The organism is Bradyrhizobium sp. (assembly GCF_004799445.1).
In the GTDB taxonomy this organism is placed as follows: domain Bacteria; phylum Pseudomonadota; class Alphaproteobacteria; order Rhizobiales; family Xanthobacteraceae; genus Bradyrhizobium.
The window spans coordinates 1-25,625 of record NZ_SSNA01000201.1 but is presented as its reverse complement, the minus strand read 5'-3'; the positions used below and the strand labels follow the sequence as shown (position 1 = coordinate 25,625).

22 protein-coding genes and 1 other RNA gene are annotated in these 25,625 nt (G+C 63.4%); 11 read left to right on the top strand and 12 right to left on the bottom strand.

The features are described 5' to 3' along the window. Positions 1-925, top strand: a 925-nt coding sequence (locus E8A46_RS25820) for a TonB-dependent receptor (RefSeq protein WP_291567261.1), incomplete at its 5' end; no start/stop codon positions are given. A gap of 12 nt (positions 926-937) precedes the next feature. Here the strand turns inward: E8A46_RS25820 and E8A46_RS25815 are convergent. The 4 genes from E8A46_RS25815 to E8A46_RS25800 form a co-directional block, all read right to left on the bottom strand. Beyond that, positions 938-1,756: a thioesterase family protein gene (locus E8A46_RS25815; RefSeq protein ID WP_291567260.1), complete on the bottom strand. Its 819-nt coding sequence runs from the start codon at positions 1,754-1,756 to the stop codon at positions 938-940. Between the two features lie 34 nt (positions 1,757-1,790). Continuing rightward, entirely contained in the window at positions 1,791-2,126 is a 336-nt protein-coding gene (locus E8A46_RS25810; protein WP_291567258.1) for a hypothetical protein, read from the bottom strand. A gap of 114 nt (positions 2,127-2,240) precedes the next feature. Beyond that, positions 2,241-4,778, bottom strand: coding sequence for a glycogen/starch/alpha-glucan phosphorylase (locus tag E8A46_RS25805; protein WP_291567256.1), 2,538 nt, complete (start codon positions 4,776-4,778; stop codon positions 2,241-2,243). A 198-nt stretch (positions 4,779-4,976) separates the two neighbouring features. Beyond that, positions 4,977-5,147, bottom strand: a complete 171-nt coding sequence (locus E8A46_RS25800) for an RNA polymerase sigma factor region1.1 domain-containing protein (RefSeq protein WP_291567254.1) — start codon at positions 5,145-5,147, stop codon at positions 4,977-4,979. Positions 5,148-5,331: 184 nt separating this feature from the next. On the opposite strand from E8A46_RS25800, the gene E8A46_RS25795 reads away from it, so the two are divergent. After that, entirely contained in the window at positions 5,332-5,763 is a 432-nt protein-coding gene (locus E8A46_RS25795; RefSeq protein ID WP_291567252.1) for a hypothetical protein, read from the top strand. 121 nt (positions 5,764-5,884) lie between these two features. Here E8A46_RS25795 and E8A46_RS25790 read toward each other — a convergent pair whose 3' ends face one another. Together E8A46_RS25790 and pyrE are read right to left on the bottom strand one after the other, a co-directional pair. Beyond that, a complete protein-coding gene (locus tag E8A46_RS25790; RefSeq protein WP_291567266.1) occupies positions 5,885-6,646 on the bottom strand; it encodes a DUF2865 domain-containing protein in 762 nt (253 codons plus the stop codon). A 393-nt stretch (positions 6,647-7,039) separates the two neighbouring features. Continuing rightward, on the bottom strand, positions 7,040-7,603 hold the full coding sequence (pyrE, locus tag E8A46_RS25785) for an orotate phosphoribosyltransferase (protein ID WP_291567250.1): 564 nt from the start codon (positions 7,601-7,603) through the stop codon (positions 7,040-7,042). Positions 7,604-7,936: 333 nt separating this feature from the next. On the opposite strand from pyrE, the gene E8A46_RS25780 reads away from it, so the two are divergent. Both E8A46_RS25780 and E8A46_RS25775 read left to right on the top strand, forming a co-directional pair. Beyond that, positions 7,937-8,563, top strand: coding sequence for a glutathione S-transferase family protein (locus E8A46_RS25780; RefSeq protein ID WP_291567248.1), 627 nt, complete (start codon positions 7,937-7,939; stop codon positions 8,561-8,563). A 109-nt stretch (positions 8,564-8,672) separates the two neighbouring features. Continuing rightward, positions 8,673-9,695, top strand: coding sequence for a D-cysteine desulfhydrase family protein (locus E8A46_RS25775; RefSeq protein ID WP_291567245.1), 1,023 nt, complete (start codon positions 8,673-8,675; stop codon positions 9,693-9,695). A 171-nt stretch (positions 9,696-9,866) separates the two neighbouring features. Here E8A46_RS25775 and polA read toward each other — a convergent pair whose 3' ends face one another. Next, positions 9,867-12,902, bottom strand: a complete 3,036-nt coding sequence (gene polA / locus E8A46_RS25770; RefSeq protein ID WP_291567243.1) for a DNA polymerase I — start codon at positions 12,900-12,902, stop codon at positions 9,867-9,869. A 136-nt stretch (positions 12,903-13,038) separates the two neighbouring features. Here polA and E8A46_RS25765 point away from each other — a divergent pair, with 136 nt between their 5' ends. Further along, on the top strand, positions 13,039-13,623 hold the full coding sequence (locus E8A46_RS25765; RefSeq protein ID WP_291567241.1) for a hypothetical protein: 585 nt from the start codon (positions 13,039-13,041) through the stop codon (positions 13,621-13,623). 201 nt (positions 13,624-13,824) lie between these two features. Here the strand turns inward: E8A46_RS25765 and E8A46_RS25760 are convergent, their stop codons facing one another. Beyond that, a complete protein-coding gene (locus tag E8A46_RS25760; protein WP_291567239.1) occupies positions 13,825-14,910 on the bottom strand; it encodes an acyltransferase family protein in 1,086 nt (361 codons plus the stop codon). 184 nt (positions 14,911-15,094) lie between these two features. On the opposite strand from E8A46_RS25760, the gene E8A46_RS25755 reads away from it, so the two are divergent. From E8A46_RS25755 to E8A46_RS25735, 5 genes are all read left to right on the top strand, one after another. Further along, positions 15,095-16,414: a UDP-glucose/GDP-mannose dehydrogenase family protein gene (locus E8A46_RS25755; RefSeq protein WP_291567237.1), complete on the top strand. Its 1,320-nt coding sequence runs from the start codon at positions 15,095-15,097 to the stop codon at positions 16,412-16,414. A gap of 186 nt (positions 16,415-16,600) precedes the next feature. Next, on the top strand, positions 16,601-19,234 hold the full coding sequence (gene hrpB / locus E8A46_RS25750; RefSeq protein WP_291567236.1) for an ATP-dependent helicase HrpB: 2,634 nt from the start codon (positions 16,601-16,603) through the stop codon (positions 19,232-19,234). Positions 19,235-19,359: 125 nt separating this feature from the next. Beyond that, positions 19,360-19,878, top strand: a complete 519-nt coding sequence (locus tag E8A46_RS25745) for a TIGR02281 family clan AA aspartic protease (RefSeq protein ID WP_291567265.1) — start codon at positions 19,360-19,362, stop codon at positions 19,876-19,878. Between the two features lie 262 nt (positions 19,879-20,140). Beyond that, positions 20,141-21,640: a phosphomannomutase/phosphoglucomutase gene (locus E8A46_RS25740; RefSeq protein WP_291567234.1), complete on the top strand. Its 1,500-nt coding sequence runs from the start codon at positions 20,141-20,143 to the stop codon at positions 21,638-21,640. Between the two features lie 59 nt (positions 21,641-21,699). Next, positions 21,700-22,272 carry an anthrone oxygenase family protein gene (locus E8A46_RS25735; RefSeq protein WP_291567232.1) on the top strand — a complete coding sequence of 191 codons (573 nt, stop codon included), beginning with the start codon at positions 21,700-21,702 and terminating at the stop codon, positions 22,270-22,272. A gap of 41 nt (positions 22,273-22,313) precedes the next feature. Here the strand turns inward: E8A46_RS25735 and E8A46_RS25730 are convergent, their stop codons facing one another. The 4 genes from E8A46_RS25730 to E8A46_RS25715 all read right to left on the bottom strand — a co-directional run bounded on the left by E8A46_RS25730 (position 22,314) and on the right by E8A46_RS25715 (position 25,318). Continuing rightward, positions 22,314-22,817 (bottom strand): Lrp/AsnC family transcriptional regulator, encoded by a 504-nt coding sequence (locus E8A46_RS25730; protein WP_291567230.1) that lies wholly within the window; start codon positions 22,815-22,817, stop codon positions 22,314-22,316. Between the two features lie 69 nt (positions 22,818-22,886). After that, positions 22,887-23,849 carry a sugar kinase gene (locus tag E8A46_RS25725; RefSeq protein WP_291567263.1) on the bottom strand — a complete coding sequence of 321 codons (963 nt, stop codon included), beginning with the start codon at positions 23,847-23,849 and terminating at the stop codon, positions 22,887-22,889. Between the two features lie 81 nt (positions 23,850-23,930). Beyond that, positions 23,931-24,881, bottom strand: a complete 951-nt coding sequence (nudC, locus tag E8A46_RS25720) for an NAD(+) diphosphatase (protein ID WP_291567228.1) — start codon at positions 24,879-24,881, stop codon at positions 23,931-23,933. A gap of 17 nt (positions 24,882-24,898) precedes the next feature. Continuing rightward, on the bottom strand, positions 24,899-25,318 hold the full coding sequence (locus tag E8A46_RS25715; RefSeq protein ID WP_291567226.1) for an HIT family protein: 420 nt from the start codon (positions 25,316-25,318) through the stop codon (positions 24,899-24,901). A 199-nt stretch (positions 25,319-25,517) separates the two neighbouring features. Between E8A46_RS25715 and ffs the strand changes: the two genes are divergently transcribed. Then, an RNA gene (ffs, locus tag E8A46_RS25710) (signal recognition particle sRNA small type) lies at positions 25,518-25,614 on the top strand. Positions 25,615-25,625: the final 11 nt, after the last annotated feature.

Here is a 25,625-nt window from a genome sequence, read left to right as displayed (position 1 = left end):
CTGGAATCTCGGCGCCTATGTGCAGGACGAGTGGAAGCTCACCAAGCAGCTCACCCTCAATTACGGCATTCGCTTCGATCAATTGTATCAGTTCGTCAGCGCCAACCAGTTCAGCCCGCGCGCCGCATTGGTGTACAAGCCGTTTGACGGCACCACCTTCCATGCCGGCTACGCCCGTTATTTCACGCCGCCGATGCAGGCGCAGGCGGGGCAGGCGAACCTTGCGCTGTTCACCAACACCACGAACCAGCCGGCGGTGCCGAACAACGATCCGGTCAAGCCGGAGCGGTCGCATTATTTCGACGTCGGGGTCGACCAGAAGCTGCTTCCGGGTCTCACGGTCGGGCTCGATGCCTATTACAAGATCGCGACCGACCAGATCGATGACGGCCAGTTCGGACAGGCGGTGGTGCTGACCCAGTTCAACTGGGCGCGCGGTTACAGCGAAGGCGTGGAGGCCAAGGCGAAATATCAGAGTGGCAATTTCAGCGCCTATGCCAATTTTGCCTTCAACATCACCCGCGCGACCGATCCGGTTTCCAACCAGTATGTACTCGATCCCGATGTATACGCTTTTCTGCTGACCCATTATCACTACACCGATGACTTCCAGATGCTGACGGGATCGGCCGGTGCCTCCTACCGCTGGGACCAGACGCTGTTTTCCATCAACATGAAATATGGCAGCGGCCTGCCTAACGGGTTTGCGAACTCGTCGTTCAACGAGCCCTACGTGACGGCCAATCTCGGAATCGCGCGGGACTTCCAGGTTTTTCAGGGGGCCAAGCCGACCACGCTGCGGTTCGACGTCGTCAACCTGTTCGACAAGATCTATGAACTCCGCGACGGCAGCGGCATCGGCGTGTTCGCCCCGCAATTCGGCGCGCGCCGCGGCTTCTATGCGGGACTTTCGCAGAAGCTGTGAGCAGCCGCCAGGCTACGCCTTGAAATACGCGATCTGGGTGGTGGTTGCGAGCAGGCGCCCATTTGGCGACCACAGCGCGCCGGTCTGGTCGCCATAACTCTTGTGAAAGATGTTGGCGTCGGCGACGGCAAGAACGCGGCTGATGTCTTCGGCGGCCAGATCCGCGGCATCGGCGTGAAAATAGGTCGTCAGCGACACTGTGCCGAACGGCACCAGTTCGCCCCGCACGAGAAAGATACGGCCGAAAAACGCGTCCGACATCGCCGTCAGCGACAGCATGTCGATCTTGCGCGGCATTCGGTCGCCGATCCAGCATTTGGAAAACGCGCTTCCCGGCGGCTGTTTTTGCGCAGCCCTGAAATCCGTCTCGCCCTCGACGAAGCGAAAATCATACTGGTTGGCCCAGGAGGCCTTGATTCGCGGAAAAGGCCGGATTTGCTCGAACGGCGGGCCTTTGGGAAATTTCGCCGCCTGATGCGACCATGACGGGCGGCGCTCGGCGAACACGGCGGTCGCCAGCGCGCCAACCTCGGCGCCGCCCTGGGTCAGCTCGACACACCAGTGCTGCGTCGACCGGTTGGCCCTGACCAGACGGACGTCGAGATCGAACGCGCCTTGCGCGATCGGCGCGCAAAAATTGACGGTCAGCGACAGCGGATCGCCGGATCGTTCGGGATGGTCGATCAGCGCCCGCAGGATGGTGGCCGCGGTGGCGCCGCCGAACGGGCCGACAAAGGCCCAGTAGTCGTCGCTGGTCCGTCCCTGCCAGCGGCTGTCGCCGGCGGTCACCCGCGTGGCGTCATCGAAAAGGTGCGGCGTCCTGGTAAGCATCAGGTTCTCCGATGAGTGTGTATCGCGCACCGAATCAAACTTTCACGACGGTCCCGTCCCAACGCCGAAATTCAATCGTTTCGTCGGGCCAGCCGTAGCGTTTGTAATTTGAGAGAGCAGTTGCAGGGTCGTCCGTTATCCAAACGTCGGTCAGCACTCCGGACCTTCGGGTCAACACGATCACACTGATATTGCCAGTCAAATCGGCGACGAAGCGCTTGATCGCAGAAATTTCGTCCTGCCCGGAGCCGGCCGCCAAAAGACTCCCATGCGTGTGCGAAGGAAACCCCTCAAAACCGATCGTCCAGTCAGGGCAAGCGACAAGGAACCTAAGCTGTCCATCCGGGCTGACATACTCTCCAACCTGCATTGCGATCTCGGGCTGTTGGGACACACACCCGCAGTATCATTGGCTTTGCGCCAAATTCAATGACGTCGCAGGTAATGAATCCGAGATGGTGGATGGATCGGGAGCGCGCCGCCCCTAGCGCGTTGCCCCGCGCTGCACGCCGGGCTCCTGCGCTGCCTGCGGCAAGCTCCCCTGCACCGGCACGTTCCAGATATCCTGCGCATATTCGCGGATGGTGCGGTCGGATGAGAACCACGGCATCCGCGCGACGTTGAGGATGGAGGCGCGTGTCCATGCCGGGGCCACCTGCCAGCGTGCGTCGATGCCGCGCTGGGCCTCGTAATAGGAATCGAAATCCGCGCTCACCATGTAGTGGTCGAGATGGCGGAGCGCATGCGCGATCGATTCGAACCGGCTTGCGTCGCCGGGCGAGAATTCGCCGCTCCCGATCGCGTTGATCGCGCGCGACAGGGCCGGTGACCGCCTTATCACGTCGGTGGCATCCAGCCCCTGCTTGCGCCGCACCACCACGTCCAGCGCCTCCATGCCGAAGATCGCGATGTTTTCCGCGCCGACATGGTCGCGGATTTCGATATTGGCGCCGTCCAGCGTGCCGATGGTCAGCGCGCCGTTCAGCGCGAGTTTCATGTTGCCGGTGCCGGAGGCCTCCATGCCCGCGGTCGAAATCTGTTCGGAAAGATCGGCCGCCGGAATGATCACCTCGGCGAGGCTGACATTGTAATCGGCGAGGAACGCGACCTTCAGGCGTCCGGCGATGACGGGATCGTTGTTGATGACCTGGGCGACGTCGTTGATCAGCTTGATGATCAACTTGGCGTAGCGATAGCTCGCCGCCGCCTTGCCGGCGAAGATCTTGACGCGCGGCACCCAGTTGGCTTGCGGATCGTCCTTGATCGCGTGATACAGCGCGATGGCTTCCAGGACGTTGAGCAACTGGCGTTTGTATTCGTGGATGCGCTTGATCTGGACATCGAACAGCGCCGCCGGATCGACCTTGATGCCGAGGCGCTCGCCGATCAGCCGCGCCAGCACGATCTTGTTGTGGTGCTTGACGTTGCGGAACCGTTCCTGGAACGCGTTGTCGCTGGCGCGGGCCTCGAGATGCGAAAGCCGGGTCGGATCGTCGAGCATGGCCTCGCCGCAGGCCTCGCGCAACAAGTCTGTGAGCTTCGGATTGGCCAGCATCAGCCAGCGGCGGAAGGTAATGCCGTTGGTCTTGTTGGTGATGCGGCCGGGATAAAGATGGTTGAGATCATGAAACACGGTCTCCTTCATCAGGTCGGAATGCATCGCCGAGACGCCGTTGATGCGGTGGGAGCCTACGAACGCCAGCTGCCCCATCCGCACCCTGCGGCCGGACTTCTCGTCGATCAGCGAGACCGAGGCGCGGAAATCGACGTCGCCGGGGCAGCGCGTCTCGGCGAGCGCCAGATGCCCGACATTGATGCGATAGATGATCTCCAGATGGCGCGGCAACAGCCGCTGGAACAGTTCGACCGGCCAGGTCTCGAGCGCTTCCGGCAGCAGCGTGTGGTTGGTGTAGGACAGCGCGTCGACCGTGATCTTCCACGCGTCGTCCCAGCGGATGTTGTGGAGGTCGACCAGAATACGCATCAGCTCGGTGACGGCGAGACTGGGATGGGTATCGTTGAGCTGCACCGCGACTTTCGACGCCAGGCCGCGTATTTGCCCATCGGCTGCCAAATGGCGCTTGATCAGATCCTGCAGCGACGCCGAGACGAAGAAATATTCCTGGCGCAGCCGCAGTTCGCGCCCGGCCGGGCTCTCGTCATTCGGATACAGGAACTTGCAGATCGATTCGGCGCGCGCCTCCTCGGCGCTGGCGCCGAGATAGTCGCCGGTGTTGAAGACGTCGAGCTTCAGGGGATCGGGCGAACGCGCCGACCACAGCCGCAGCGCGTTGACGTGTTGGCCGCGCCAGCCGACGATCGGGGTGTCGTAGGCGACCGCCTGCACGGTTTCCGCCGGATGCCAGATCGCGCGGTCGCGTCCCGTGGTCTCGACGTGTTCGACGCCGCCGCCGAAGTGCACGTGATAGACCACCTCCGGCCGCTGGAATTCCCAGGGGTTGCCGAAGCTCAGCCATTCATCGGGATATTCATGCTGCCAGCCCTGCGCGATGATCTGGCGGAACAGGCCGAAATCGTAGCGGATGCCGTAGCCGATCGCGGGGATCGCGAGCGTCGCCATGCTTTCCATGAAGCATGCCGCCAGCCGTCCGAGGCCGCCATTGCCGAGCGCGGCATCCGGCTCGCATTTGCGCAATTCGGAGAGGTCGACGCCGAGATCGCCGAGGGCCGCCTCGAACACTGCGAGCAGTCCCATATTGTTCAGGGCATCGGTGAAGAGACGTCCGATCAGAAATTCCAGGCTGAGGTAATAGACCCGCTTGCGACCGGCGTCGTAGCTCTGCTTTTCCCCCGTCAGCCAGTGGTGCACGATGCGGTCGCGCAGGGCCAATGCCGCCGCCTTGTACCAATCGTGCTTGGTGGCCATGCCGGCGTCCTTGCCGATTGCAAGCCGCAGCTTGGCAAGGATTGCGCCCTTGATCTCGGCCAGCGCCAGCTCGTCGATGGGCTGACCGGGTGCTGGAAAATTCACCGGGAAAGATTGATCTGGCAATTTGGGCATCCCCCACTGAACGCCACGGAATCATACGCGTCTTGGTCCCCGATCGAAACCCGTCGCAGGCCTCGATGGTGCAGTACATGCATGATTTTTATGCAAGGACCGGGCCGATTCTGGGGAAATTTTGTCAGGAATTATTGCCGCGACGAAGTGCTGTGGGAGAGGGGAGTCTGTTGAAAGAGGTTGCCGAGTGAGGGGATCTTATTCGTCCGTAATTTGTATTTCTGCAGCGCTTAAGGCCTCCATGAGGGTTTCGATATCTTCCGGTGCAGTCTTGGTTGAGGGCATTAGCTCGTTGATCTGATCGAAGGTGACAAAGCCCCTTCGATGGCCAATTTCGATGACTCGTCGGATCAAGTCCTGCAACTCCATTTGGTGGATCCTCTTGGTGGATCCTCCTAAAATTGGGGCCTCTACTAAATGGGAGCAGGAAACGCCGACGCTCCATTCGCGCCAGAACAAATTAAGAACACTTTAGCAAGTCTTTGATATATCATAGTGATTCGGCGCAGTGCCAACACAATATCTAGGGTCTATCCGAGATTTCGAGGACTACATGTCCACCATCGCCTTCGATCAATTCGCGCTCACCCGCATCGCCGACTTCGCCCGCTCGCTGTCGCGGCTGCACCAGGCCTCGCGCCGGCATGCCGTCGACGACGACGCCATCGACCGGGAATTCAACGCCGTCTGCATGTCGGTGTGGGGCTACACCACGGACGATTTCAGCGACGATCTGTTCTGCGACGCCGACCACGTCTTTCTCGATTCGCTGGATGAGGCGCATGCCCGCATCTTTGCCGCCGAACAAGGCTACGACCTCGTCGACGACGAGGGCATGCTGACGGACTGGTGGGGCTATTGCTGGATGATCCTCGCCGAGAAGCGCGGCCTGCTGACGCCGGAGAATCGCGCCGCAGCGCGGGCGCAAATCGAGGAAAAATATCTGTCGGCGCCGAATGTGATCGGCGTCATCGTCGGGCGGTGAGGCGCGGACGTCTCGCGTTCTTCGTCATTCCGGGGCGATGCGAAGCATCGAACCCGGAATCTCGAGATTCCGGGTCTGGTCCTAGCGGACCATCCCGGAATGACGATTTCAAAATCAGTGCCTAATTCACTTCCGCGCGTTTCGCCCGCGTCGAAACCGTCTTCGGCACCGCAGTCGCGGGCAGCGCGACATCGCGTGCACTTTCCGTCGGCGGTGCTTCATTGGCGACGGTTTCCGCGGTCACCGGAGCCACCTTCATCTCGCCGAGCCGGGCGCGCACTTCGGCGGTCAAGCCGGGATAGGAAGCCACCGGCGTGAATTCCGCGGTCTGGTTGTTGCCGACCTTGATGCCGGAATAGGCCACCAGCCCGTTGGTCGTGGCGATCACGTCGCCGGCACGCAGCGAGGTATCGAGCGTCAGGTCGACCGGCGCGAGGCCCGCGGCGTCGCGGCCATTGCAGGTGCAGTCGGCGCGCAGCGCCTTGCGATAGGCGAAGGCATTCTCACTGTCGGCATAACGCTCGCCGCTGGCGGACGTGGCGCCGTCGATGTTGCTGCCGAAGAAAACCTTGGTGGGGCTGGCCGGGCAAAACGCCTGGCACATCTGGACCGGCGTTGCGTTGCCGCGCGCCAGCGGAAAATACCGGCCGTCGCAACTGCGTACGCAAAATGCGGGTCCGCCGCCCGAGGCGACCGGGCGTGGCGGCGGCGCCGGCGGTTGGTTCTGGCCGAACGGATCGGCGAAAAAATTTGCCTGCGGCGGGATCTGGCGCTGCTGCTGTTTCTGAATGCCACCGAAAAACAGGTCGAACAGACCTTCGGCGAAGGCCTGTTGCGGCGCCAGCACAGCGGAGCTGGCAAGTAGCGCGGTCGCAACAAGCATCATGCGGCGCCGCATGCGCTGAAAAGGCAACTCTGTACGCAACGCTTACTCCACCCCACGCCACAAACCGCGCCGCGGCAGGCTATGCCCCGACCTGATTCACCATAGTGCGGGATGGTAAACGAGCTATGAGCAAGGGCTGGGGGCGGGAAAGAAAAGCTTCTGTTCTTTATTCCCCTGCGTGTCCCTTACCTCGCCCCGCTTGCGGGGAGAGAGCGCAGTGCCCCGGATGCAGCGCGGCGCTCCCGGGGTCGCGCGTTGCGCGACTCCGGCGGTGCGCTGCCGATCCGGGGCCCACCTTGGCTCAAGTACGAGTGGGTCCCGGCTCTGCGGCGCACCGCCAAAGAGGCGCTGCACCGCGTCCGGGATACGAGTTAATTGCGGAGAGCGCGCTCAGTCCTTCAAGAACTCGCTGGCCTTGTAGAGCGAGCGGAACGGCAGGCCGGCCTTCGCGAAGGTTTCGGTGGCGCCCTCTTCGCGGTCCACCATGGTGAGGACCAGCGCAACCTCGCCGCCGGCATCGCGCGCGGCTTCCACCGCCTTCAGCGCGGATTCGCCAGTGGTGGTAACGTCCTCGACGATCACCACGCGCTTGCCTTGCAGGCTCTCGCCTTTCGCCAGCCCCTCGACCGCAAGGCGCGCGCCGTGCTCCTTCGGCTTCTTGCGCACGAAGAACGCCGCGATCGGATGGCCCTTGATCCAGGAGAGCTGCGCGACCGCGCCGGCCAGCGGCACCGCGCCCATCTCGAGCCCGCCGACATAATCGAGGCCGTCATCCTTCAGCGCCTCAAATGTCAGTTCCGCGAGCAAGGCGGCGCCTTCCGGATCCAGCATGGTCGGCTTGAGGTTGAAATAGAAACTGCTGGTGCGGCCCGAGGCCAGTGTGATTTCGCCGCGGCCGAACGAGCGTTTGCGGATGATCTCGGCGAGGCGGGCGCGGGAGGCTGATTTGGACAAGGCGGTCTCTCGTGTGAGGAGGCGCAATCTATCGATGGACGGCCGCACATTCCAGAGCGGAACCCGCGCCGTCAACAGTCACAAAATGCGTCATTGTCCCGGTCAAGCCAACGGGTCGCGCGAACGCGCGCCCGATGACAGGCTCCGCGCGAGCCGGGACCCATAACCACCGATGGTTGCGTTGCGTTGAGCTGGGGCGGCGCCTTCGCCCATTGCGGACAATCGCGGTTATGGGTCCGCGCGTGCGCGGGGACGACATCTGGAAAGCGCCGTTGTAAGGCCGCGAGGTTTCGAGGTAGGTGATATCGCAGCGTCGCAGAGGAATGACAAGAAATGACGATCGAACTTCACACCTGGAACACGCCGAACGGTCGCAAGATATCAGTCGCGCTGGAAGAAATGGGCTTGCCCTACCAGGTCTTCCCGGTCGACATCACCAAGGGTGAGCAGATGGCGCCCGATTTCCTCAGTATCAGCCCGAACAACAAGATTCCCGCGATCGTCGATCCCGATGGCCCCGGCGGCAGGCGCGTCAGCGTGTTCGAGTCCGGCGCGATCCTGCTCTATCTCGGCGAGAAGACCGGCAAATTCCTGCCTGTGCCGCTGATCGAGCGCATCCCGGTCTATGAATGGCTGATGTGGCAGATGGGCGGCTTTGGGCCGATGCCGGGGCAGGTGCACCACTTTATTGCGCTGGAGAACGAGCAGGACCGCGCCTATGGTTTGAAGCGCTTCATGGCCGAGACGCGCCGGCTCTATGGCGTGCTGGATCGCCGCCTGGCGGATTGCGAGTTCGTCGCGGGCCCGCTGTCGGTCGCCGATTTCGCTATCCTCGGCTGGGCCTGGCGGCATCCACGCCACAAGGTCGACCTTGCCGATTTCCCGAATGTCCGGCGCTGGTACAATGCATTGATGGCGCGGCCCGGCGTCAAGCGCGGCATGGAAGCAAAGCTGGATTGAACCTTTCTGCTCCCTCTCCGGCAAGCGGGGACGCAACGAGCGAAGCTCGCGCTTGAGGGCTATAATGGCGCCCGTTGGAATATCACTTGAGAGTCAGACGGACAGAACGATGCAAATGGATCGCAAGCCACTAATCGACCGACTCGCTATCTTTCCTCGCTTGGGTTTGGCCAATCTGCCGACCCCGCTCGAGCCGATGGAGCGACTGACGGCTCATCTCGGCGGACCGCGGCTGTGGGTCAAGCGCGAAGATGCCATGGGGCTCGGTTTTGGCGGCAATAAGTTGCGCAAGCTCGACTATGTCCTCCACGAGGCCCTTGCAAGCGGCGCCGATACGATCGTCTCAGGGGGCGTCGTGCAATCGAACAGCCAGCGGCAGGTTGCGGCGGTTGCGGCAAAGCTCGGCCTTTCGTGCCATCTTGCAGTCTACCACGGCCGACTCGAACCGCCGACGCCCGAATACAAGACCTCGGGCAACGCGTTTCTCAATCGACTGTTCGGCGCCTATCTCCATGACGTGCCCTGGACCGGTGACCGCAATGCAGCCATTCGCACGCTGGTCGGCGATCTCGAAGCGAAGGGTCATAGGCCGTACTTTGTGCCATACGGGGTCTCGAATGCCCTGGGCGCTGTTGGCTATGCCACGACGATTTCCGAGATCGAACCGCAGGCAGCGCGATTGGGCTTCGTACCAGCCGCTATCGTGCACTGTACCGGAAGCGCCGGCACGCAGGCTGGTCTCGTCGTTGGGGCAGCCGTGGCGATGCCAAACACTCGGATCGTCGGGATTGATATCGACGCCGAGCCTGCGCGGGTGCAAGCCGATGTCGTAGCGTTGGCGCGGAATGCGTCCAATCTGCTTGATGTTCCGTTCGACGACGCAGCGGTGGAAGTCGTCGCGGGGCATGCGGGACCGGCCTACGGGGTCCCGCACGAAGCCACAATCGAAGCGATCCGACTTGCAGGCCGGCTCGAGGCTCTTCCACTTGATCCGGTCTATTCGGGCAAGGGGCTAGCGGGCTTGATCGCCCTGATCCGCCAAGGGCGTTGGCGCAAAGACGAGGATGTCATCTTCTTGCACACAGGCGGCGTGCCGGCGCTTTTCGCTTACCAGAGCGCACTCGGAATCTGAACCGGCGAAGCCAAGGTAGCCAAGGATGGGTCGGCTTCCAGGTGATTGCCGGAAGCTCTGCCCAACACTTGGTTTTCAAACTAGCGAATGCCGTCATTGGAGATCAGCTTCTGCGCCAGAAGGCGGACCTGGATCATGCAAGGGTCTCGCGAACCATTGGATGAAGAGGTCTCAATGCGCCTCGTCCCAATTGTCGGCCGCCCTGGCGTCGACATGCAGCGGCACCGACAGCAGCACCGCCGGGAAAGGGGCGTCCTGCATGACGTGCTGCACCACCGGCAGCGTCGCGGCGACCTCGTCGTCGGGTACCTCGAAGATCAGTTCGTCGTGAACCTGCAACAGCATCTGCGCTGAAAGTTTCTTCTCGGCCAGCGCGTCTTCCATCCGGGTCATGGCGCGGCGGATGATGTCGGCGGCGGTGCCCTGCAGCCGTGCGTTGATCGCGGCGCGCTCGTTGAAGGACCGCACCGAGGCGTTGGAGGCCTTGATGTCGGGATAATGGCATTTCCGGCCGAACAACGTCTCGACGTAACCGTGGCTGCGGCAGAAATCCCGCGTCGCGTCCATATAGGCGCGAATGCCGGGAAAGCGTTCGAAGTATTTCTTGATGTAGGCGGAGGCTTCTTCGCGGGCGATGCCGAGCTGGTTGGCGAGCCCGAACGCCGAGATCCCGTAGATGATGCCGAAATTGATCGCCTTGGCCCGGCGGCGAACCTCGCCCGGCATGTCCTTGACGGGCACGCCGAACATTTCCGATGCGGTCATGGCGTGAATGTCGAGCCCGTCGCGGAAGGCCTGCTTGAGCACGGGAATGTCGGCGATCTCGGCGAGCAGCCGCAATTCGATCTGCGAGTAGTCCGCCGAGACCAGCTTATGACCCGGTGACGCAATGAACGCGCGGCGGATTTTCCGCCCGTCCTCGGTGCGCACCGGAATGTTCTGCAGGTTGGGCTCGTTCGACGACAGCCGTCCGGTGGTGGTCGCCGCCAGCGCGTAGGTGGTGTGGACGCGATGGGTCTGCGGATGCACATAGGTCGGCAGCGCGTCGGTATAGGTCGATTTCAGTTTGGAAACCTGGCGCCATTCCAGAATCCTCCTTGGAAACTCATGGCCCTGTTCGGCGAGTTCATCGAGGATTTGCGCCGAGGTCGACCACGCGCCGGTCTTGGTCTTGGTGCCGCCGGGAATCCCCATCTTGCCGAACAGGATGTCGCCGATTTGCTTGGGGCTGCCGACATTGACCGGCTCGCCCGCGATCGCCTGAATCTCGGCCTCGACCCGCGCGGCGGTCTGGGCGAATTCCCCGGACAGGCGCGACAGCACCTGGCGGTCGATCGAGATGCCGCGCCGTTCCATCCGCGCCAGCACCGAGATCAGCGGCCGCTCCAGCGTCTCATAAACCGCGGTCATGCGCTCGGCGACCAGGCGCGGCTTGAACACCCGCCATAGCCGCAAGATCACGTCGGCATCCTCGGCCGAATATGCGGTTGCCTTGTCGATTTCGACCTGGTCGAAGGAGAGCTTGCCCTTGCCACTGCCGGTCAGCTCGCCATGCGTCATATTGCCATGGCCGAGCCAGGTTTCGGCCAGCGCATCGAGCCCATGCGCGTTGCGGCCGGCGTCGAGCGCGTAACTCATCAGCTGGGCGTCGTCGTGGTTGCGCAGCGTGATGCCGTGCTGCGCGAACATCACCGCATTGAACTTGATGTTGAAACCGATCTTGAGAATGCCGGCCGACTCCAGCAGCGGCCGCAACGCTGCGAGCGCGTCTTCCGTCCTGATCTGGTCGGATGCGAGGCCAGAAGCGAACAGGCCGGAGCCGTCGCCGGACTGTTTGTGGCTGAGCGGGACGTAGCAGGCGTCGTTGGGCTTGAGCGCCAGCGCAATGCCCGAAATCTCGGCCTGCATCGGATCGATCGAATTCGCCTTGGCCTCGATCGCGAAATGGCCGACATCGTGTACCCGCGCGATCCAGATATTGAGCTGGTCGAGGCTGCGGATGGTCTGGTACCTGCTGCGATCGACCGGGGTTTTGCGCGCCTCTTCGGCGCGCGCGGCGGCGAGCGCCTGGGGGGTCAGGACGACGTTCGATTTGTCCGGTTTGCCCTGGCCCCTGCCGGCGCTGGATGCGCTCGCTTTGGCGGTCGCGGGCGAGGCGTCCTGATTTCCAAACAGGTCGCCACCGGCCGCGCGCGGGGGCGGCGGCGATGAACCGGCCGATTTGCCGCTCGCACCACTGCTGTTCTTGTCGTCCGCGGCGACGTCCGACGGATCGATCTGCGAATATTCCGCGACGCGTCGGGTGAGGGTGGAAAACTCCATCGCCTTCAAAAACGCGATCAGCTTGCGCGCGTCGGGTTCGTGCACCGCAAGCTCGTCGAGCGGCACGTCGAGCTTGACCTTGTCGTCGAGCAGCACCAGTTGCCGCGAGATTCGCGCCTTCTCGGCATTTCCGATCAGCGCCTCGCGCCGCTTCGGCTGCTTGATCTCGCCGGCGCGCTTCAGCAGGGTTTCGAGATCGCCATATTCGACGATCAGCTGCGCGGCGGTCTTGATGCCGATGCCGGGCACGCCCGGCACGTTGTCGGTGGAATCCCCGGCCAGCGCCTGAACCTCGACCACCTTTTCCGGCGGCACGCCGAATTTCTCGATCACCTCGGCAATGCCGATGCGGCGGTCCTTCATGGTGTCGTACATCGTCACCTTGTCGGTGACGAGCTGCATCAGGTCCTTGTCCGAGGAGACGATGGTGGCGGTGGCGTCGCGCTCGCCGGCCTCACGCGCGTAAGTGGCGATCAGGTCGTCGGCCTCGAAGCCGCCCTGCTCCAGGCAGGGCAGATCGAAGGCGCGGACCGCCTCGCGGATCAGCGGGAACTGCGGGATCAGGTCGTCCGGCGCCGGCGGCCGGTGCGCCTTGTAGTCAGCGTAGAGCTTGTTGCGGAAGGTGACTTCCGACTTGTCGAACACGATGGCGAGATGGGTCGGCCGGTTGTCGGGCGGCATGTCGCGCAACAGCTTCCACAGCATGTTGCAGAAGCCGAGCACGGCATTGACCTGCAACCCGTCGGATTTGCGGTTCAGCGGCGGCAGCGCGTGGTAGGCGCGGAAAATATAGGAGGAACCGTCCACCAGGAAGACATGGTCGCCCTTCTTGAGGGGTTTGACGGCAACGGGGTTGGGGGCGGCTTTTTGGGAGGTTTTCGGCATGGCCGAAACTTAAGTGTTTTTGCGGCGATTGACAGCCTTCGGAGCATGTTGTGCCGGGATTTTTGTGCCGGGGAATGAGTTGCATCGGCAGCTATTACGTGACCCCCTGCGTCCGGGCAGCCGAAGGAAAAAGACGATGGCCACGCAACTCGACACGCTGACGGAGAAGCTGCGATCGATCGAATCCGAGATCGAGGCCGAACTGGCGAAGCGGCGCGAGGAACTGCGTTTCCGTATCGAAAACCGCCGGATTGTGTTCGAGAAGGAGGTGTTGCGGATCCACCGCGAGCTCAAGACCCGGGCGACGCGCTACCTGATCGACGCCAATCCGCTGATGATCCTGAGCGCGCCGGTGATCTATTCGCTGATCGTCCCGATCGCGCTGGTTGATATGTGGGTCATGGCCTACCAGGCGATCTGCTTTCCGGTCTACAAAATTCCCAAAGTGCGCCGCCGTGACTACCTCGTGTTCGACCGCCATCATCTTGCCTATCTCAACGTCATCGAGAAGATCAACTGCGCCTATTGTTCCTACGCCAACGGCGCGATCGCGTTCGTGCGCGAGGTGGCGTCGCGCACCGAGGTCTACTGGTGCCCGATCAAGCATGCCCGCCGGGTGCTCGGACCGCATCCGCACTATCAGGGTTTTGCGGATTTCGGCGATGCCGAGGGATTTCGCGAGAAGATCGGGCAGATGAAGGACGGTGTGAAGATCGATTGAAGGGGGCTGAGTCCTAGCTGCCGTCGTCCCGGCCAAGCCAACGGGTCGCGCGAATGCGCGCCCGATGACGGGCTCCGCGCGAGTCGGGACCCATAACCACCGGCAGATGGACTGGGGAGAGTTGGGGCGGCACAGGTGTGCGTCCACGAACAGCGGTGGTTATGGGTCCCCGCTTTCGCGGGGACGACGAATGAAAGAAGCCTATTCCGCCGGCTGCAGCGTCGCTTGCGGTTTCTGTGGCGCGATCCAGAACGCAGGCGGCCGTTCGAACAGGAAATTGGCTCCGGCCTTCAGCGCGATCCGCCAGATCGCGAGCGCTCCGAGCACGCCGGCAAGGGTGACGATCAGCGAGACCGTGCCGACATCGTGGATGATGCCGGCCCGCAGCAGCAGTGTCCGCGTCGCCGCCATCGGCAGGAAGAACGCGAGATAAATCACGATCGAATGCTCGCCGCAGAAGCGTAGCGATTCGAGCCAATGGAAGCGCGCCAGCAGCGTGGCCAGGGTGATGATGGCGCAAGCGCCCGCAAGCCCGAGCGCGAGCGAGACCAGCGGCCATTCGCTGAAGCCGAGTTTCACCAGGCCACCGTCCATCAGCGCCCAGAGCGCGAGCGCCGCGAGCGCCAGACGCGGCTGGGTGCGAGCGCGGTCGGACAGCGCGAACACATAGTTCGCGCACAGATAGCCGATATAGAAATAGACGAAGCGCGCGGCAAATTCGTCGATCACGGTCCAGCCGGTTGCGATGTGGGCCATCTCCAATAGCGCAGCCATACTCCAGATCAGCAGCGGCGGCATCCGCCGCGTCGCTTTGGCGACCACGAAGAACACCGGCAGCAGATAAATGAACCACAACGTGCCGAACGGCTCGATGAAGGACTCCAGATACAGCAACCCGGCATGGGTCCAGCCGGTCTCGGCGGCAAAGGAGGGAGCCTTGAAGCCGAATTGAATGGTGACCCACAGCACGTAGAAATAGGCGAAGTGCACCACCTTGCGGTCGAGAAAAGTGCGCCAGTCGCGGTCGATCACGACGGCAAGGAACAGGCCCGAGATCAGGAAGAAATCCGGCATCCGGAACGGCTTGGCGAAAGCGACCAGCGGATGCATGAAACCGGTCTGGCCGGCGGCCAATTCCACGCCCAGCACCGAATGCATCATCACCACCATGACGATGCAGATGCCCTTGGCGTAGTCCACCCAGTCGATACGGTCCGGCGCCGCCTGCGCCAAGGGCGCCAATGGCGCGGCCGGCCCGGCTGCGGCGGATGTGCCGTTTGGTGTCATCGGTGTTCCTTTTCGGCGCGCCTCTGGCGCAAGGAGCGGCATCATCGGCCGGATCGGTTTCATTCCCCTTTATTCATTCAAATGACATGCCGGTTTGCACGTTTTCCGGTTTCCTCTTGGCGCCAAAATGCTTTAAGACCCGCCCACCAATCGTTCCCGTTAACCATTATCGACAGGTTGCCAGATGCGTATCGCCATGATCGGAACGGGCTATGTGGGGCTGGTGTCAGGCGCCTGCTTTGCCGATTTCGGTCACCAAGTGACCTGCGTGGACAAGGATGCCGACAAGATCGCCTCCTTGCGCCGCGGCGAAATTCCCATTTTCGAGCCGGGCCTCGATGCGCTGGTTGCCGACAATGTGAAGGCCGGCCGTCTGGACTTTGCGACAGATCTGGCCGCGCCCGTCGCCGAGGCCGACGCCGTGTTCATTGCGGTCGGTACGCCGTCGCGGCGTGGCGACGGTCACGCCGATCTCAGCTATGTTCATGCCGCGGCGCGCGAAATCGCCTCGGCGCTGGTCGGCTTTACCGTCGTCGTCACCAAGTCGACCGTGCCGGTCGGCACCGGCGACGAGGTCGAGCGGATCATCCGTGAATCCAATCCTTCGGCCGACGCGGTGGTGGCCTCCAATCCGGAATTCCTGCGCGAGGGCGCTGCGATCCGCGACTTCAAGTTCCCGGACCGCATCGTCGTCGGCACCTCGGATGAGCGCGCCCGCAAGGTGCTCGGCGATGTCTACCGGCCGTTGTCGCTCAATCAGGCGCCGCTGATGTTCACGGCACGGCGTACCGCGGAGCTGATCAAATACGCCGCCAACGCGTTCCTCGCCACCAAGATCACCTTCATCAACGAGATCGCCGATCTCTCCGAAAAGGTCGGCGCCGACGTGCAGGAAGTCGCGCGCGGCATCGGGCTCGACAACCGCATCGGATCGAAATTCCTGCATGCCGGCCCGGGCTTCGGCGGGTCATGTTTCCCGAAGGATACCCGCGCGCTGCTCAAGATCGCGCTCGATCACGATGTGCATTTGCGGATCGTCGAGGCGGTGCTTGCGGTCAACGATAACCGCAAGCGCGCGATGGCGCGCAAGGTCGCGGGCGCCGCCGGCGGCAACCTGCGTGGCAAGACCATCGCGGTGCTCGGCCTCACCTTCAAGCCCGACACCGACGACATGCGCGAGGCGCCGTCGATCCCGCTGGTGACCGGGCTGCTCGACATGGGCGCCAAGGTCCGCGCGCACGATCCGGTCGGCATGGAAGCGGCGCGCCGTGAACTGCCCGATATCGAATATTGCGACGATCCCTATCTTTGCGCGCGCGGTGCCGACGCGCTGGTGATCGTAACGGAATGGGTGCAATTCCGCGCCCTCGACCTGGAGCGTCTGAAGAGCGAACTGGCCCATCCCGTGGTGGTGGACCTTCGCAATGTCTATCGCCCAGACGACATGGCGGCGCACGGCTTTATCTACGAAAGCGTCGGCCGGGCGTCCGAGCCGCGGGGGTGATGCGCGCCTAACCTCGCCCCGCTTGCGGGGAGCGGTCGGATCGCGCAGCGATCCGGGTGAGGGGGACTATCCGCGAGTCTGAATCTGTGGAGAGTCCCCCTCACCCCAACCCTCTAAGAGCGAGCTTCGCTCGTCTCGACCCCGCAGGCGGGGCGAGGGAGCCAGCAAGCGACATCGGATAGAGATTTGCCCCGCAGTTTCGACACGCCTCTTCCGATCGACGCCGTGCTGGACCAGCTGGCGCGCACGCTGCAGGGCCATAACGCCGCCGTGCTGGTGGCCCCGCCCGGGGCCGGCAAGACCACGCGGGTGCCGCTGGCGCTGCTCGATGAACCCTGGACGAAGAACAAGAAGATTATCGTGCTGGAGCCGCGGCGGATTGCGGCCCGCGCCAGCGCCGAGCGCATGGCGCGTACGATCGGAGAGCGGGTCGGCGAGACCGTGGGCTACCGTGTCCGGTTCGGTTCGAAAGTGTCGCGCGCGACGCGGATCGAGGTCGTCACCGAGGGGATCTTCTCGCGGCAGATTCTCGATGACCCGGAATTGGGCGGCGTCGCCGCGGTGCTGTTCGACGAGTTTCACGAGCGCTCGCTTGACGCCGATCTCGGCCTGGCGCTGGCGCGCGATGCGCAAACCGGCTTGCGCGAGGATCTGCGCATCCTCGTGATGTCGGCGACGCTCGACGGCGCGCGGGTCGCCAAATTGCTCGGCGAGGCGCCTGTGATCGCGAGCGAGGGCCGTGCCTTCCCGGTCGAGACCCGCTATCTCGGCAGGAAAGCCGATGCGCCGCTGGAGCGGCAGATGGCGGAGACAATCGCCATGGCGCTGCGCGCCGATCCCGGTTCGGTGCTGGCGTTTCTCCCGGGCGCCGCGGAGATACGCCGCACCCAGAATTTTCTCGCCGAGCGCGTCCACGACGCCGCGGTTGAAATCGTGCCGCTGTTCGGCGCGCTGGACGCGTCGGTGCAGGACCGGGCCATCGCGCCGGCCCCGAAGGGTCATCGCAAGGTGGTGCTGGCGACCTCGATCGCGGAAACGTCGCTGACCATCGAGGGTGTTCGCATCGTCGTCGATTGCGGCCTGTCGCGAGTACCGCGTTATGAACCCGACATCGGCCTGACGCGGCTGGAAACGGTGCGCGCCTCGCGTGCCGCGGTCGATCAGCGCCGCGGCCGCGCCGGACGCACCGAACCCGGCGTGTGCTACCGGCTGTGGGACGAGCCGCAAACCGCCTCGTTCGCGGCCTATACCCAGCCCGAAATCCTCAGCGCGGATCTGTCCTCGCTGGTGCTCGACCTTGCGCAATGGGGCGTCAGCGATCCCGCCAGCCTGGCGTTTCTCGACCCGCCGCCCGCGCCGGCGCTCAAGGAAGCACGTGGCCTGTTGCGCGAGCTCGGCGCGCTCGATGGCGACGCCCGGATCACGGCGGAAGGCCAGCGTCTGCGGGCCCTGGCGCTGCCACCGCGGCTGGCGCGGATGATCGTCGATTCGCAATCCCTGGGCGTGGGCCACGCCGCCGCCGAGATCGCCGCCGTTCTGACCGAACGCGGACTTGGCGGCGACAATGTCGACCTCGAGGTCCGGCTCGATCAATTTCGCCGCGACCGCTCGCAACGCGCCGATAGCGCGCGCGCTCTCGCCCGGCGCTGGGCGTCGCAGGTGGCGGCGGGTGAGAGGCCGCCTTCTACTCCCTCCGCCCCTGCGGGGGAGGGTCGGGGAGGGGGTTCCACACGAGCGGTGTCGCATGGGGCCACCCCCACCCCCAACCCCTCCCCGCAGGGGGGAGGGGAGCCCACTCACATCCCGGGAAGAAAAGAAAATCTTGCGCAAAACGAAGGCGAACTGACCACCGGCGTCATGCTGGCCCTTGCGTTCCCCGACCGTGTCGCGCGCAACCGCGGCAATGGCAGTTTTGTCCTTGCCAACGGCCGCGGCGCCGCGCTCGACCAGACGTCCGCGTTGTCGCGCGCGCCCTATATCGCGGTCGCCGAACTCACCGGCACCGCCGCGCAGGGCCGCATTCTGCTGGCGGCGCCGATCACGCAGGCCGAGATCGAACTGCATTTCGCCGATCAGATCGAAACGGCAGACGAGATTTCGTTCGATCGTGGTGCGATGGCGTTGCGGGCGCGGCGCAGGAAAGCCCTTCACGCGATCACACTGTCAGAGGCGCCGTTGGCGCTAAAACCTTCGGCGGAGACCGCCCGCGTGCTGGCCGATGGGCTGATCTCGGTCGGCCTCGACAAGCTGCCTTGGTCGAAGTCATCAAAACAGTGGCGCGACCGCGTAACGTTTTTGCGCAAAGCCGAAGGCGATGCTTCGCAGAACCCCTGGCCCGACCTGTCCGACGGCGCGCTCACCACGCACCGCGAGGCATGGCTGCTACCTGTCCTCTACGGCAAGACCTCGCTGAAAGAGCTTTCGGCCGGCGATCTGTCGGATGCGCTGATGACGCTCTTGCCCTGGGAATTGCGCGCCCGGCTGGAGCGGGAAGCGCCGACGCATTTCGAAGCGCCCACCGGCACGCCGCTTGCGATCGACTACGAGGCCGAGCAGGGGCCGACGATTGCGGTCCGCCTGCAGGAACTGTTCGGGCTCAACATCCATCCGTCGATCGCCAGGGGCGCGATCCCGCTGGTGCTGGAATTGCTGTCGCCGGCGCAGCGGCCGGTGCAGGTGACGCGCGATCTGCCGGGTTTTTGGCGCGGCAGTTATGCCGCGGTACGATCCGATCTGCGCGGGCGCTACCCCCGGCATCCCTGGCCGGAGGATCCGGCCAGCGCCGTGCCGACCCGGCGCGTCAAGCCGCGGGGAACCTGACGACCTCGCCGGTTAACACTTCGCTCATCCTTTTCGCCGAAATGGTGCCCTGTGCCCGCTTCATCGGTCGAAGTCTTTCCGCCGGCGTGGTGATATCGGCAGGTCCTCGGATCGAGTGTGGCGTGATGCGTAACATAATGATCTTTGCTGCGTTGATGGCTGGCCTCGGCACGCTGATGGCGCAGGTCGCGGACAAGATGACGCCGGCGCCGGCATCCGCCACCTCGACCATGCAAAAAGCGGTTCCCGCACAGACCGTGGTGCAAGCGGGCGGCCGCAGCCTCAGCATCCCGCGCGATGCCCGCGGCCATTTCGAGACCGAAGGCCGGATCGACGGCCAGCGGATCGGGTTCATGGTCGACACCGGCGCTTCCGTCATCGCCTTGAACGAAAGCTCGGCGGCGCGGTTCGGGCTGCGCCCGGCGCGCGGCGACTACAAGGCGACCGTCACCACCGCCAACGGCACCATCAAGGCGGCGCCGACACGGCTGGCCATGGTCGATATCGGCGGTCTCGTTGTGCGCGACGTCGAGGCGATGGTGCTGCCCGACGAAGCGCTGTCGGAGAACCTGCTCGGCCTGTCATTCCTGTCGAAGCTGAGGCGGTTCGAATACGCCAACGGCACGCTGGTGCTGGAGCAATAAGGCTCCCCTGCTCCCGCATTCTGCCTGACGCGGCTCGCGCGGCATCCCGTTCTCCCCGCCTTTGTGAATTGCACAACCCGTTCATGGAACGAGGATAGTCGATTTACCCGTCAATCGGGCCGCAGGCCGATGACCCTAATCGGCGCGGCCTTCAAATATGCCGCAATTAACCGCAACAAGCCGCTATCCCCTTCCGCTCCGCCGGCGCATTCGCTATGGCTGCGGTGCCTTTCCGATCCCATGTCACGACGAGGCCATTTGAATGTTTCCGAAGCCGAAATCAGCACTGGTTCCGAACACCTATGCCTTTGAATCCGAGCCGATGGTGAAGGCGACCGGCTTTCGCGAATACGATGCCCGCTGGCTGTTCGGCAAGGAAATCAACCTGATGGGCATCCAGGCTCTCGGTATGGGGCTGGGCGCGCTGATCGCGGAACTCGGCGTCAAGCAGGAGGTCGTGACCGGACACGATTTTCGCGGCTATTCGGCCTCGATCAAATACGCGCTGATCTCCGGGCTGATGGCTTCGGGCTGCAAGGTTCACGACATCGGCCTGTGCATGACGCCGATGGCGTATTTCGCGCAATTCGAGCTCGACGTGCCCTGCGTCGCGATGGTGACGGCGTCGCATAACGACAATGGCTGGACCGGCGTCAAGATGGGTGCCAACCGGCCGCTGACCTTCGGCCCCGACGAGATGAACCGGTTGAAGGCGATCGTGCTCAATGCCGATTTCAAGAACAAGGTCGGGGGCAGTTACGAGTTTCACGAGAATTTTCCGGCGCGCTACATCGACGACCTGACCAAACGCCCCAAACTCAAGCGCAAGCTGAAAGTCGTGGTCGCCTGCGGCAACGGCACCGCGGGCGCGTTCGCGCCGCAGGTGATGGAAGCGATCGGCTGCGAGGTGGTGCCGCTCGACACCGAGCTCGATCATACCTTTCCGAAATACAATCCCAATCCCGAAGACATGGAAATGCTGCACGCCATCCGCGACGCGGTGCTTGAGCACAAGGCCGATGTCGGCCTCGGCTTCGACGGCGACGGCGACCGTTGCGGCGTGGTCGACAACACCGGGGAAGAGATTTTCGCCGACAAGGTCGGCGTGATGCTGGCGCGCGATATGTCGGCGATCCACAAGAACGCGCAGTTCGTGGTCGATGTGAAGTCGACCGGGCTTTTTGTCACCGACCCGGTGCTGCAAAAGCAGGGCGCGAAAACCGTCTACTGGAAAACCGGCCATTCCTACATGAAGCGCCGCACCAACGAACTGGGCGCGCTGGCGGGCTTCGAGAAATCCGGCCATTTCTTCTTCAACAAGCCGTTTGGCCGCGGCTATGACGATGGCCTGATCTCGGCGATCGCCATCTGCGAGATGCTCGATCGCGCGCCGGGCAAGTCGATGGCCGACCTGAAAAACGCGCTGCCGAAGACCTGGTCGTCGCCGACGATGTCGCCGCACTGTTCCGATGAAACCAAATACGGCGTCGTCGATAGCGTGGTGAAGCATTTCGAGGCGATGCAGAACAGCAGCGAGAAGGTCGCGGGACAAAACATCCGCGACCTCGTCACCGTCAACGGCGTGCGCGTCACCGTCGAGGACGGCAGCTGGGGCCTGGTGCGGGCGTCCTCCAACAAGCCGGAGCTGGTGGTGGTGGTCGAAAGCCCGGTCTCGGAACAGCGGATGCACGACCTGTTCGAGGCGATGGATTCGGTGCTGCGCACCCATCCAGAGGTCGGCGAATATAACCAGAAGATTTGACCCCCGCACCCTGCGGTTTGCGAGGGGTATCAGCGCCCCGGCGGCCGTCGTCAAACCAGATGGGCCTTCGCCTTGCAAAGCTGGAACGCTTCGGCTTTCGGCGCGTTACGGCATCAGCAAATGCTGAGGCTGGCGCAATGTGGCTCTTGAAGATCGTCACGGTACTGCTGGTCGCTGCCGCAATGGACATGGCCCTTGCTCACGCACTGGAGTTGCCGGGCAAATTGCGGCTGCCGAAGGACCAATACCTGGCGGCGCAGGCGATCTATTATCCGGGCTTTAGGTTCGGCGGAGTCGCCGAGCCCTTGAGTATTGCGGCGGTGACTTTGCTTGCCTTCTTGACACCACCCGTTGGTGCCGGTTTCTGGCTCACGGTGAGTGCGTGCATCGCGCTATTGCTGACCCACGCGGTCTACTGGATCGGCATTTACCCGGTAAATAGCTTCTGGCTCCGCGACATCCGTCTGGAACACGCCATCCGCGCCTTCTTTGCGGTCGATTCGGGCGTCGGGAACCGGTTTGAATCGGCTGAATGGACCTATTTTCGAGATCGCTGGGAATATTCCCACCTCGCGCGTGCGGTGCTTGCCGTTGCCGCCTTTGTTCTTCTCGTAACCGCCGTCACACGTTGAGATGCGGGAAATTCCTGCCAGCAAGTGGGAGGCATCGTGCTTTACGCGGCCGCCGGCACCGGCAGCGCGGTCACCGATTTGATCTTCTCCATCGCGAAGCGCGACGTGACATTCTTCAGCGGCACCGCGCCGATCAGCTTCTTGTAGAACACGTCGTAGCTCTGCATGTCCGCGACCACGACGCGCAGCATGTAGTCGACGTCGCCGGCCATCCGGTAGAACTCCATCACCTCCGGCATCGCGCTGACGGCGTCGGCGAATTTGCGGAGCCAGGTCTCGGAATGATCGGCGCTTTCGACCGACACGAAGACCGTCATGCCGAGCCCGATCTTGTTCTGGTCGACCAGCGCGACCCGGCGCAGGATGACGCCATCGGCCTCCAGCCGCTGGATACGCTTCCAGCACGGCGTCGAGGATAGCCCGACGCGATCACCGATCTCGGCGACGGAAAGCGAGGCATCCTGTTGCAGCACCGTCAGGATCTTGCGGTCGATGGCGTCGAGCCGGCGATTGGGCTCACTGGTGTGAACGGCAAGGTCGGTCATGAGAAGAACTTTCTTCCAATTGTGAGGGTTGTGACCCTCATATAGAGAAAATTCTTCTAAGACAAGCCGCTACTGCCCGGCATTGGTCGCGCCGGCCGCTTGGCCCTGGCTTAAAAGCGCTTCAACTTCAGCACGTTGCGGGGCGGCGAAGGCGCCCCCGAACCGGGTGCATTTCAGGGCGGCGGCGGCGGAAGCGAACCTGAGCGCCGCGCGCAAATCCTGCTTCTCGGTGACGGCGAGGGCAAAGGCGCCATGGAACACGTCGCCCGCGCCCAGCGTGTCCACGGTGTGGACCGGGAAAGCCGGTGTCTGCTGCAGAGTCTGGTGCTCGTCGAGCCAGATCGTGCCTTGCGCGCCGCGCGTGCCGGCCAGGAACGACGGGGTCAATTTAGCAATTTTTTTCAGCGCCTCGCCGTCGTCGGCGACGCCCGCGGTCTCCTGCAAGGGTTCGCTCGAAAACACCAGATGCGATGACGCGGTGAGGAGCCCCTCCCGCAACGACATCGCGCGATCGACATCGACGATCACGGGAATGCCGCGCCGGCGCGCCTCGGCGCAGAGATCGGTGCAGAACGTCGCGCAACGGCTCTCGGTCAGGATCGCGTCGCAATCCCTGAGCAGGGTGTCGGCATCGGGCAGCTGTACCTTCCACAATTCCGGATCGCGGAACGTCACGATGGTGCGCTCGCCCGAGGGATCGATCATGATGTTGGAGATCGGCGTCACCAGGCCCGGCATGTGCACGATGTGCTTGGTCTCGATGCCTTCGTGCGCCATTTTTTCGAAGATATATCTTGAGGTGGTTTCGCGCGCGTCACCCATCGGGCCGCAGATCGAGGCGCGACCGCCGAGCCGCACGATCCCGATCGCGCCGTTGAGCGCGTTGCCGCCGCATATTTCCTCGAAATGGCTGGCGTTTTCCTTGGAACCGCGCGCCGGCAGTCCCTCCACGCGAAACGTCAGGTCGCGCACCGGCATGCCGATGCAGAGAATCCGCGGCGGGGTCTTCGGCGCGGCGGCGTGAAAGTTCATGTCGGATTCCGTCATGACGATTCCGGGGGATGCCGGAAGCTGTGTCCGGAGCTAACAGATGAAGCCATTGCCGGGTTCCCGTTATGCCTGCTTGTCCGGACCATTATGCACCCACCGTCCGAGCAAATGGTGGGCAATTGCAAACGGATGCGGCCCCGCGAGGCCTTCGGGATGTTCCCGTTTGATCATCAAGGTAGCCTCATGGCGGTCGAACCAGCGAGCATCCTCGAGTTCCGAACGATCGACGACGACGTCCTCGTTGGTGGCGCGCGCGGCGCAGCCGATCATCAGCGATGACGGGTAGGGCCAGGGCTGCGTCATGTAGTAGTTCACGTCGGTGCAGTGAATTCCGGCTTCCTCGAAAATCTCGCGGCGGACCGCGTCCTCGATGGTTTCGGCGGCTTCGACGAAACCGGCCAGGCACGAATACATTCCGGGAGGGAAATGCTTCTGCCGGCCGAGCAGGACCTTGTCGCCAGAGGCCACCAGCATGATCACGACAGGGTCGGTGCGGGGGAAATGCTCGGCCTTGCAGTTCGGGCAATCGCGCTTCCAGCCGCCTTCCTTCATCGCGGTTCTGGTGCCGCAATTGGCGCAATAGCCGTGGCGCTGATGCCAGTTGACCATCGATTTCGCCATTGCGATCGCCGAAAGCTGGTTGGCCGGGACCACGCCCTGCATCGCCATGCCGCGCAGTTCGGTCACGGCCGCGTCGTCGCGGGTCGCCAGCTTCTCCACCGCCGCGGGTGAGATGCCCATGCCGAACACCGGCGCGCCTTCACGCAGCCCCAGGAAGATCGTGCCGGGATTGGCGCCGAAGCTCAGCGCTTCATCAAGGCTGAGCAAAGCGCGCGGACTGGCGGCCTCCCGCTTCACCACCAGCGAGTCGCGATAAACCACATAGGCGCGGGCGTCACGCCGCGCCTCGAGCGCCAGGAGCTTGGCGTCGTCGCCGCGCAGATGCGCGGCGCGGTCGAGAATATGCGTGACGAAACCCGGCTGTCCCAACGGAAATGAATCGAATGCTGTCATGTGCTCAACCAGATTGTTCAACCAAGCCAGATCTTGCGGCGAAGCGCGCTGATAAACATCTGAACTTCCTCCGCGTCGTGCGCGAGTGGCGGCATCACCCCCCAGACCGGACGCGGCCAGGCGGCGTCGCTTGAGCGGCGCGCGATGATATGGACGTGCAGTTGCGGCACCAGATTGCCGAGTGCTGCGATATTCAGCTTGTCACATCGGGTGACCTCCTTCAGGGCGCGGGCGGCGCGGGAGATTTCCGTCATCAATTGCGCCTGCTCGACCTCGTCGAGGTCGATGATCTCCACGATCTCCGGCCGGCGCGGCACCAGCAGTAGCCAGGGATAGTGCGCGTCCTTGATCACCAGCACCCGGCAGAGCGGCAGGTCGCCGATGTCGATGGTGTCTTCCTTGAGCCGTGAATGCAGCGACCAGGCGGAATCGGACATGAGGGTTCCCAAATGCCCTTCTCAGGCACTGACGAGGTTTCATATCAAGGCGTCATCATCCGCGAAAGCGGGTGATCCAATACGCCCACGGCCCATCGGCCATCGATGGTCCAGCGTCTACTGGATACCCCGCTTTGGCGGGGTATGACAGCCGTTACCCCGCTTGCTTTCCGCACGTTTTGGCCCCAAATAAGGACCGGGAGATTGGCGGTGGACGAGCCACTCGCCAACCGGGTCAGGTCCGGAAGGAAGCAGCCCTAACGAGGTCCGGATCGGGTCGCTCGTCAGTCTCCTACCTGTTTTTTCG

Excerpts from the sequence above, each read along its gene's own strand:
- E8A46_RS25815 (WP_291567260.1), bottom strand. The coding sequence starts at position 1,756 with ATGCTTACCAGGACGCCGCACCTTTTCGATGACGCCACGCGGGTGACC.
- E8A46_RS25810 (WP_291567258.1), bottom strand. The coding sequence starts at position 2,126 with ATGCAGGTTGGAGAGTATGTCAGCCCGGATGGACAGCTTAGGTTCCTT.
- E8A46_RS25805 (WP_291567256.1), bottom strand. The coding sequence starts at position 4,778 with ATGCCCAAATTGCCAGATCAATCTTTCCCGGTGAATTTTCCAGCACCC.
- E8A46_RS25800 (WP_291567254.1), bottom strand. The coding sequence starts at position 5,147 with ATGGAGTTGCAGGACTTGATCCGACGAGTCATCGAAATTGGCCATCGA.
- E8A46_RS25795 (WP_291567252.1), top strand. The coding sequence starts at position 5,332 with ATGTCCACCATCGCCTTCGATCAATTCGCGCTCACCCGCATCGCCGAC.
- E8A46_RS25790 (WP_291567266.1), bottom strand. The coding sequence starts at position 6,646 with ATGCTTGTTGCGACCGCGCTACTTGCCAGCTCCGCTGTGCTGGCGCCG.
- E8A46_RS25780 (WP_291567248.1), top strand. The coding sequence starts at position 7,937 with ATGACGATCGAACTTCACACCTGGAACACGCCGAACGGTCGCAAGATA.
- E8A46_RS25775 (WP_291567245.1), top strand. The coding sequence starts at position 8,673 with ATGCAAATGGATCGCAAGCCACTAATCGACCGACTCGCTATCTTTCCT.
- polA (WP_291567243.1), bottom strand. The coding sequence starts at position 12,902 with ATGCCGAAAACCTCCCAAAAAGCCGCCCCCAACCCCGTTGCCGTCAAA.
- E8A46_RS25765 (WP_291567241.1), top strand. The coding sequence starts at position 13,039 with ATGGCCACGCAACTCGACACGCTGACGGAGAAGCTGCGATCGATCGAA.
- E8A46_RS25760 (WP_291567239.1), bottom strand. The coding sequence starts at position 14,910 with ATGACACCAAACGGCACATCCGCCGCAGCCGGGCCGGCCGCGCCATTG.
- E8A46_RS25755 (WP_291567237.1), top strand. The coding sequence starts at position 15,095 with ATGCGTATCGCCATGATCGGAACGGGCTATGTGGGGCTGGTGTCAGGC.
- E8A46_RS25745 (WP_291567265.1), top strand. The coding sequence starts at position 19,360 with ATGCGTAACATAATGATCTTTGCTGCGTTGATGGCTGGCCTCGGCACG.
- E8A46_RS25740 (WP_291567234.1), top strand. The coding sequence starts at position 20,141 with ATGTTTCCGAAGCCGAAATCAGCACTGGTTCCGAACACCTATGCCTTT.
- E8A46_RS25735 (WP_291567232.1), top strand. The coding sequence starts at position 21,700 with ATGGGCCTTCGCCTTGCAAAGCTGGAACGCTTCGGCTTTCGGCGCGTT.
- E8A46_RS25730 (WP_291567230.1), bottom strand. The coding sequence starts at position 22,817 with ATGACCGACCTTGCCGTTCACACCAGTGAGCCCAATCGCCGGCTCGAC.
- E8A46_RS25725 (WP_291567263.1), bottom strand. The coding sequence starts at position 23,849 with ATGAACTTTCACGCCGCCGCGCCGAAGACCCCGCCGCGGATTCTCTGC.
- nudC (WP_291567228.1), bottom strand. The coding sequence starts at position 24,881 with ATGACAGCATTCGATTCATTTCCGTTGGGACAGCCGGGTTTCGTCACG.
- E8A46_RS25715 (WP_291567226.1), bottom strand. The coding sequence starts at position 25,318 with ATGTCCGATTCCGCCTGGTCGCTGCATTCACGGCTCAAGGAAGACACC.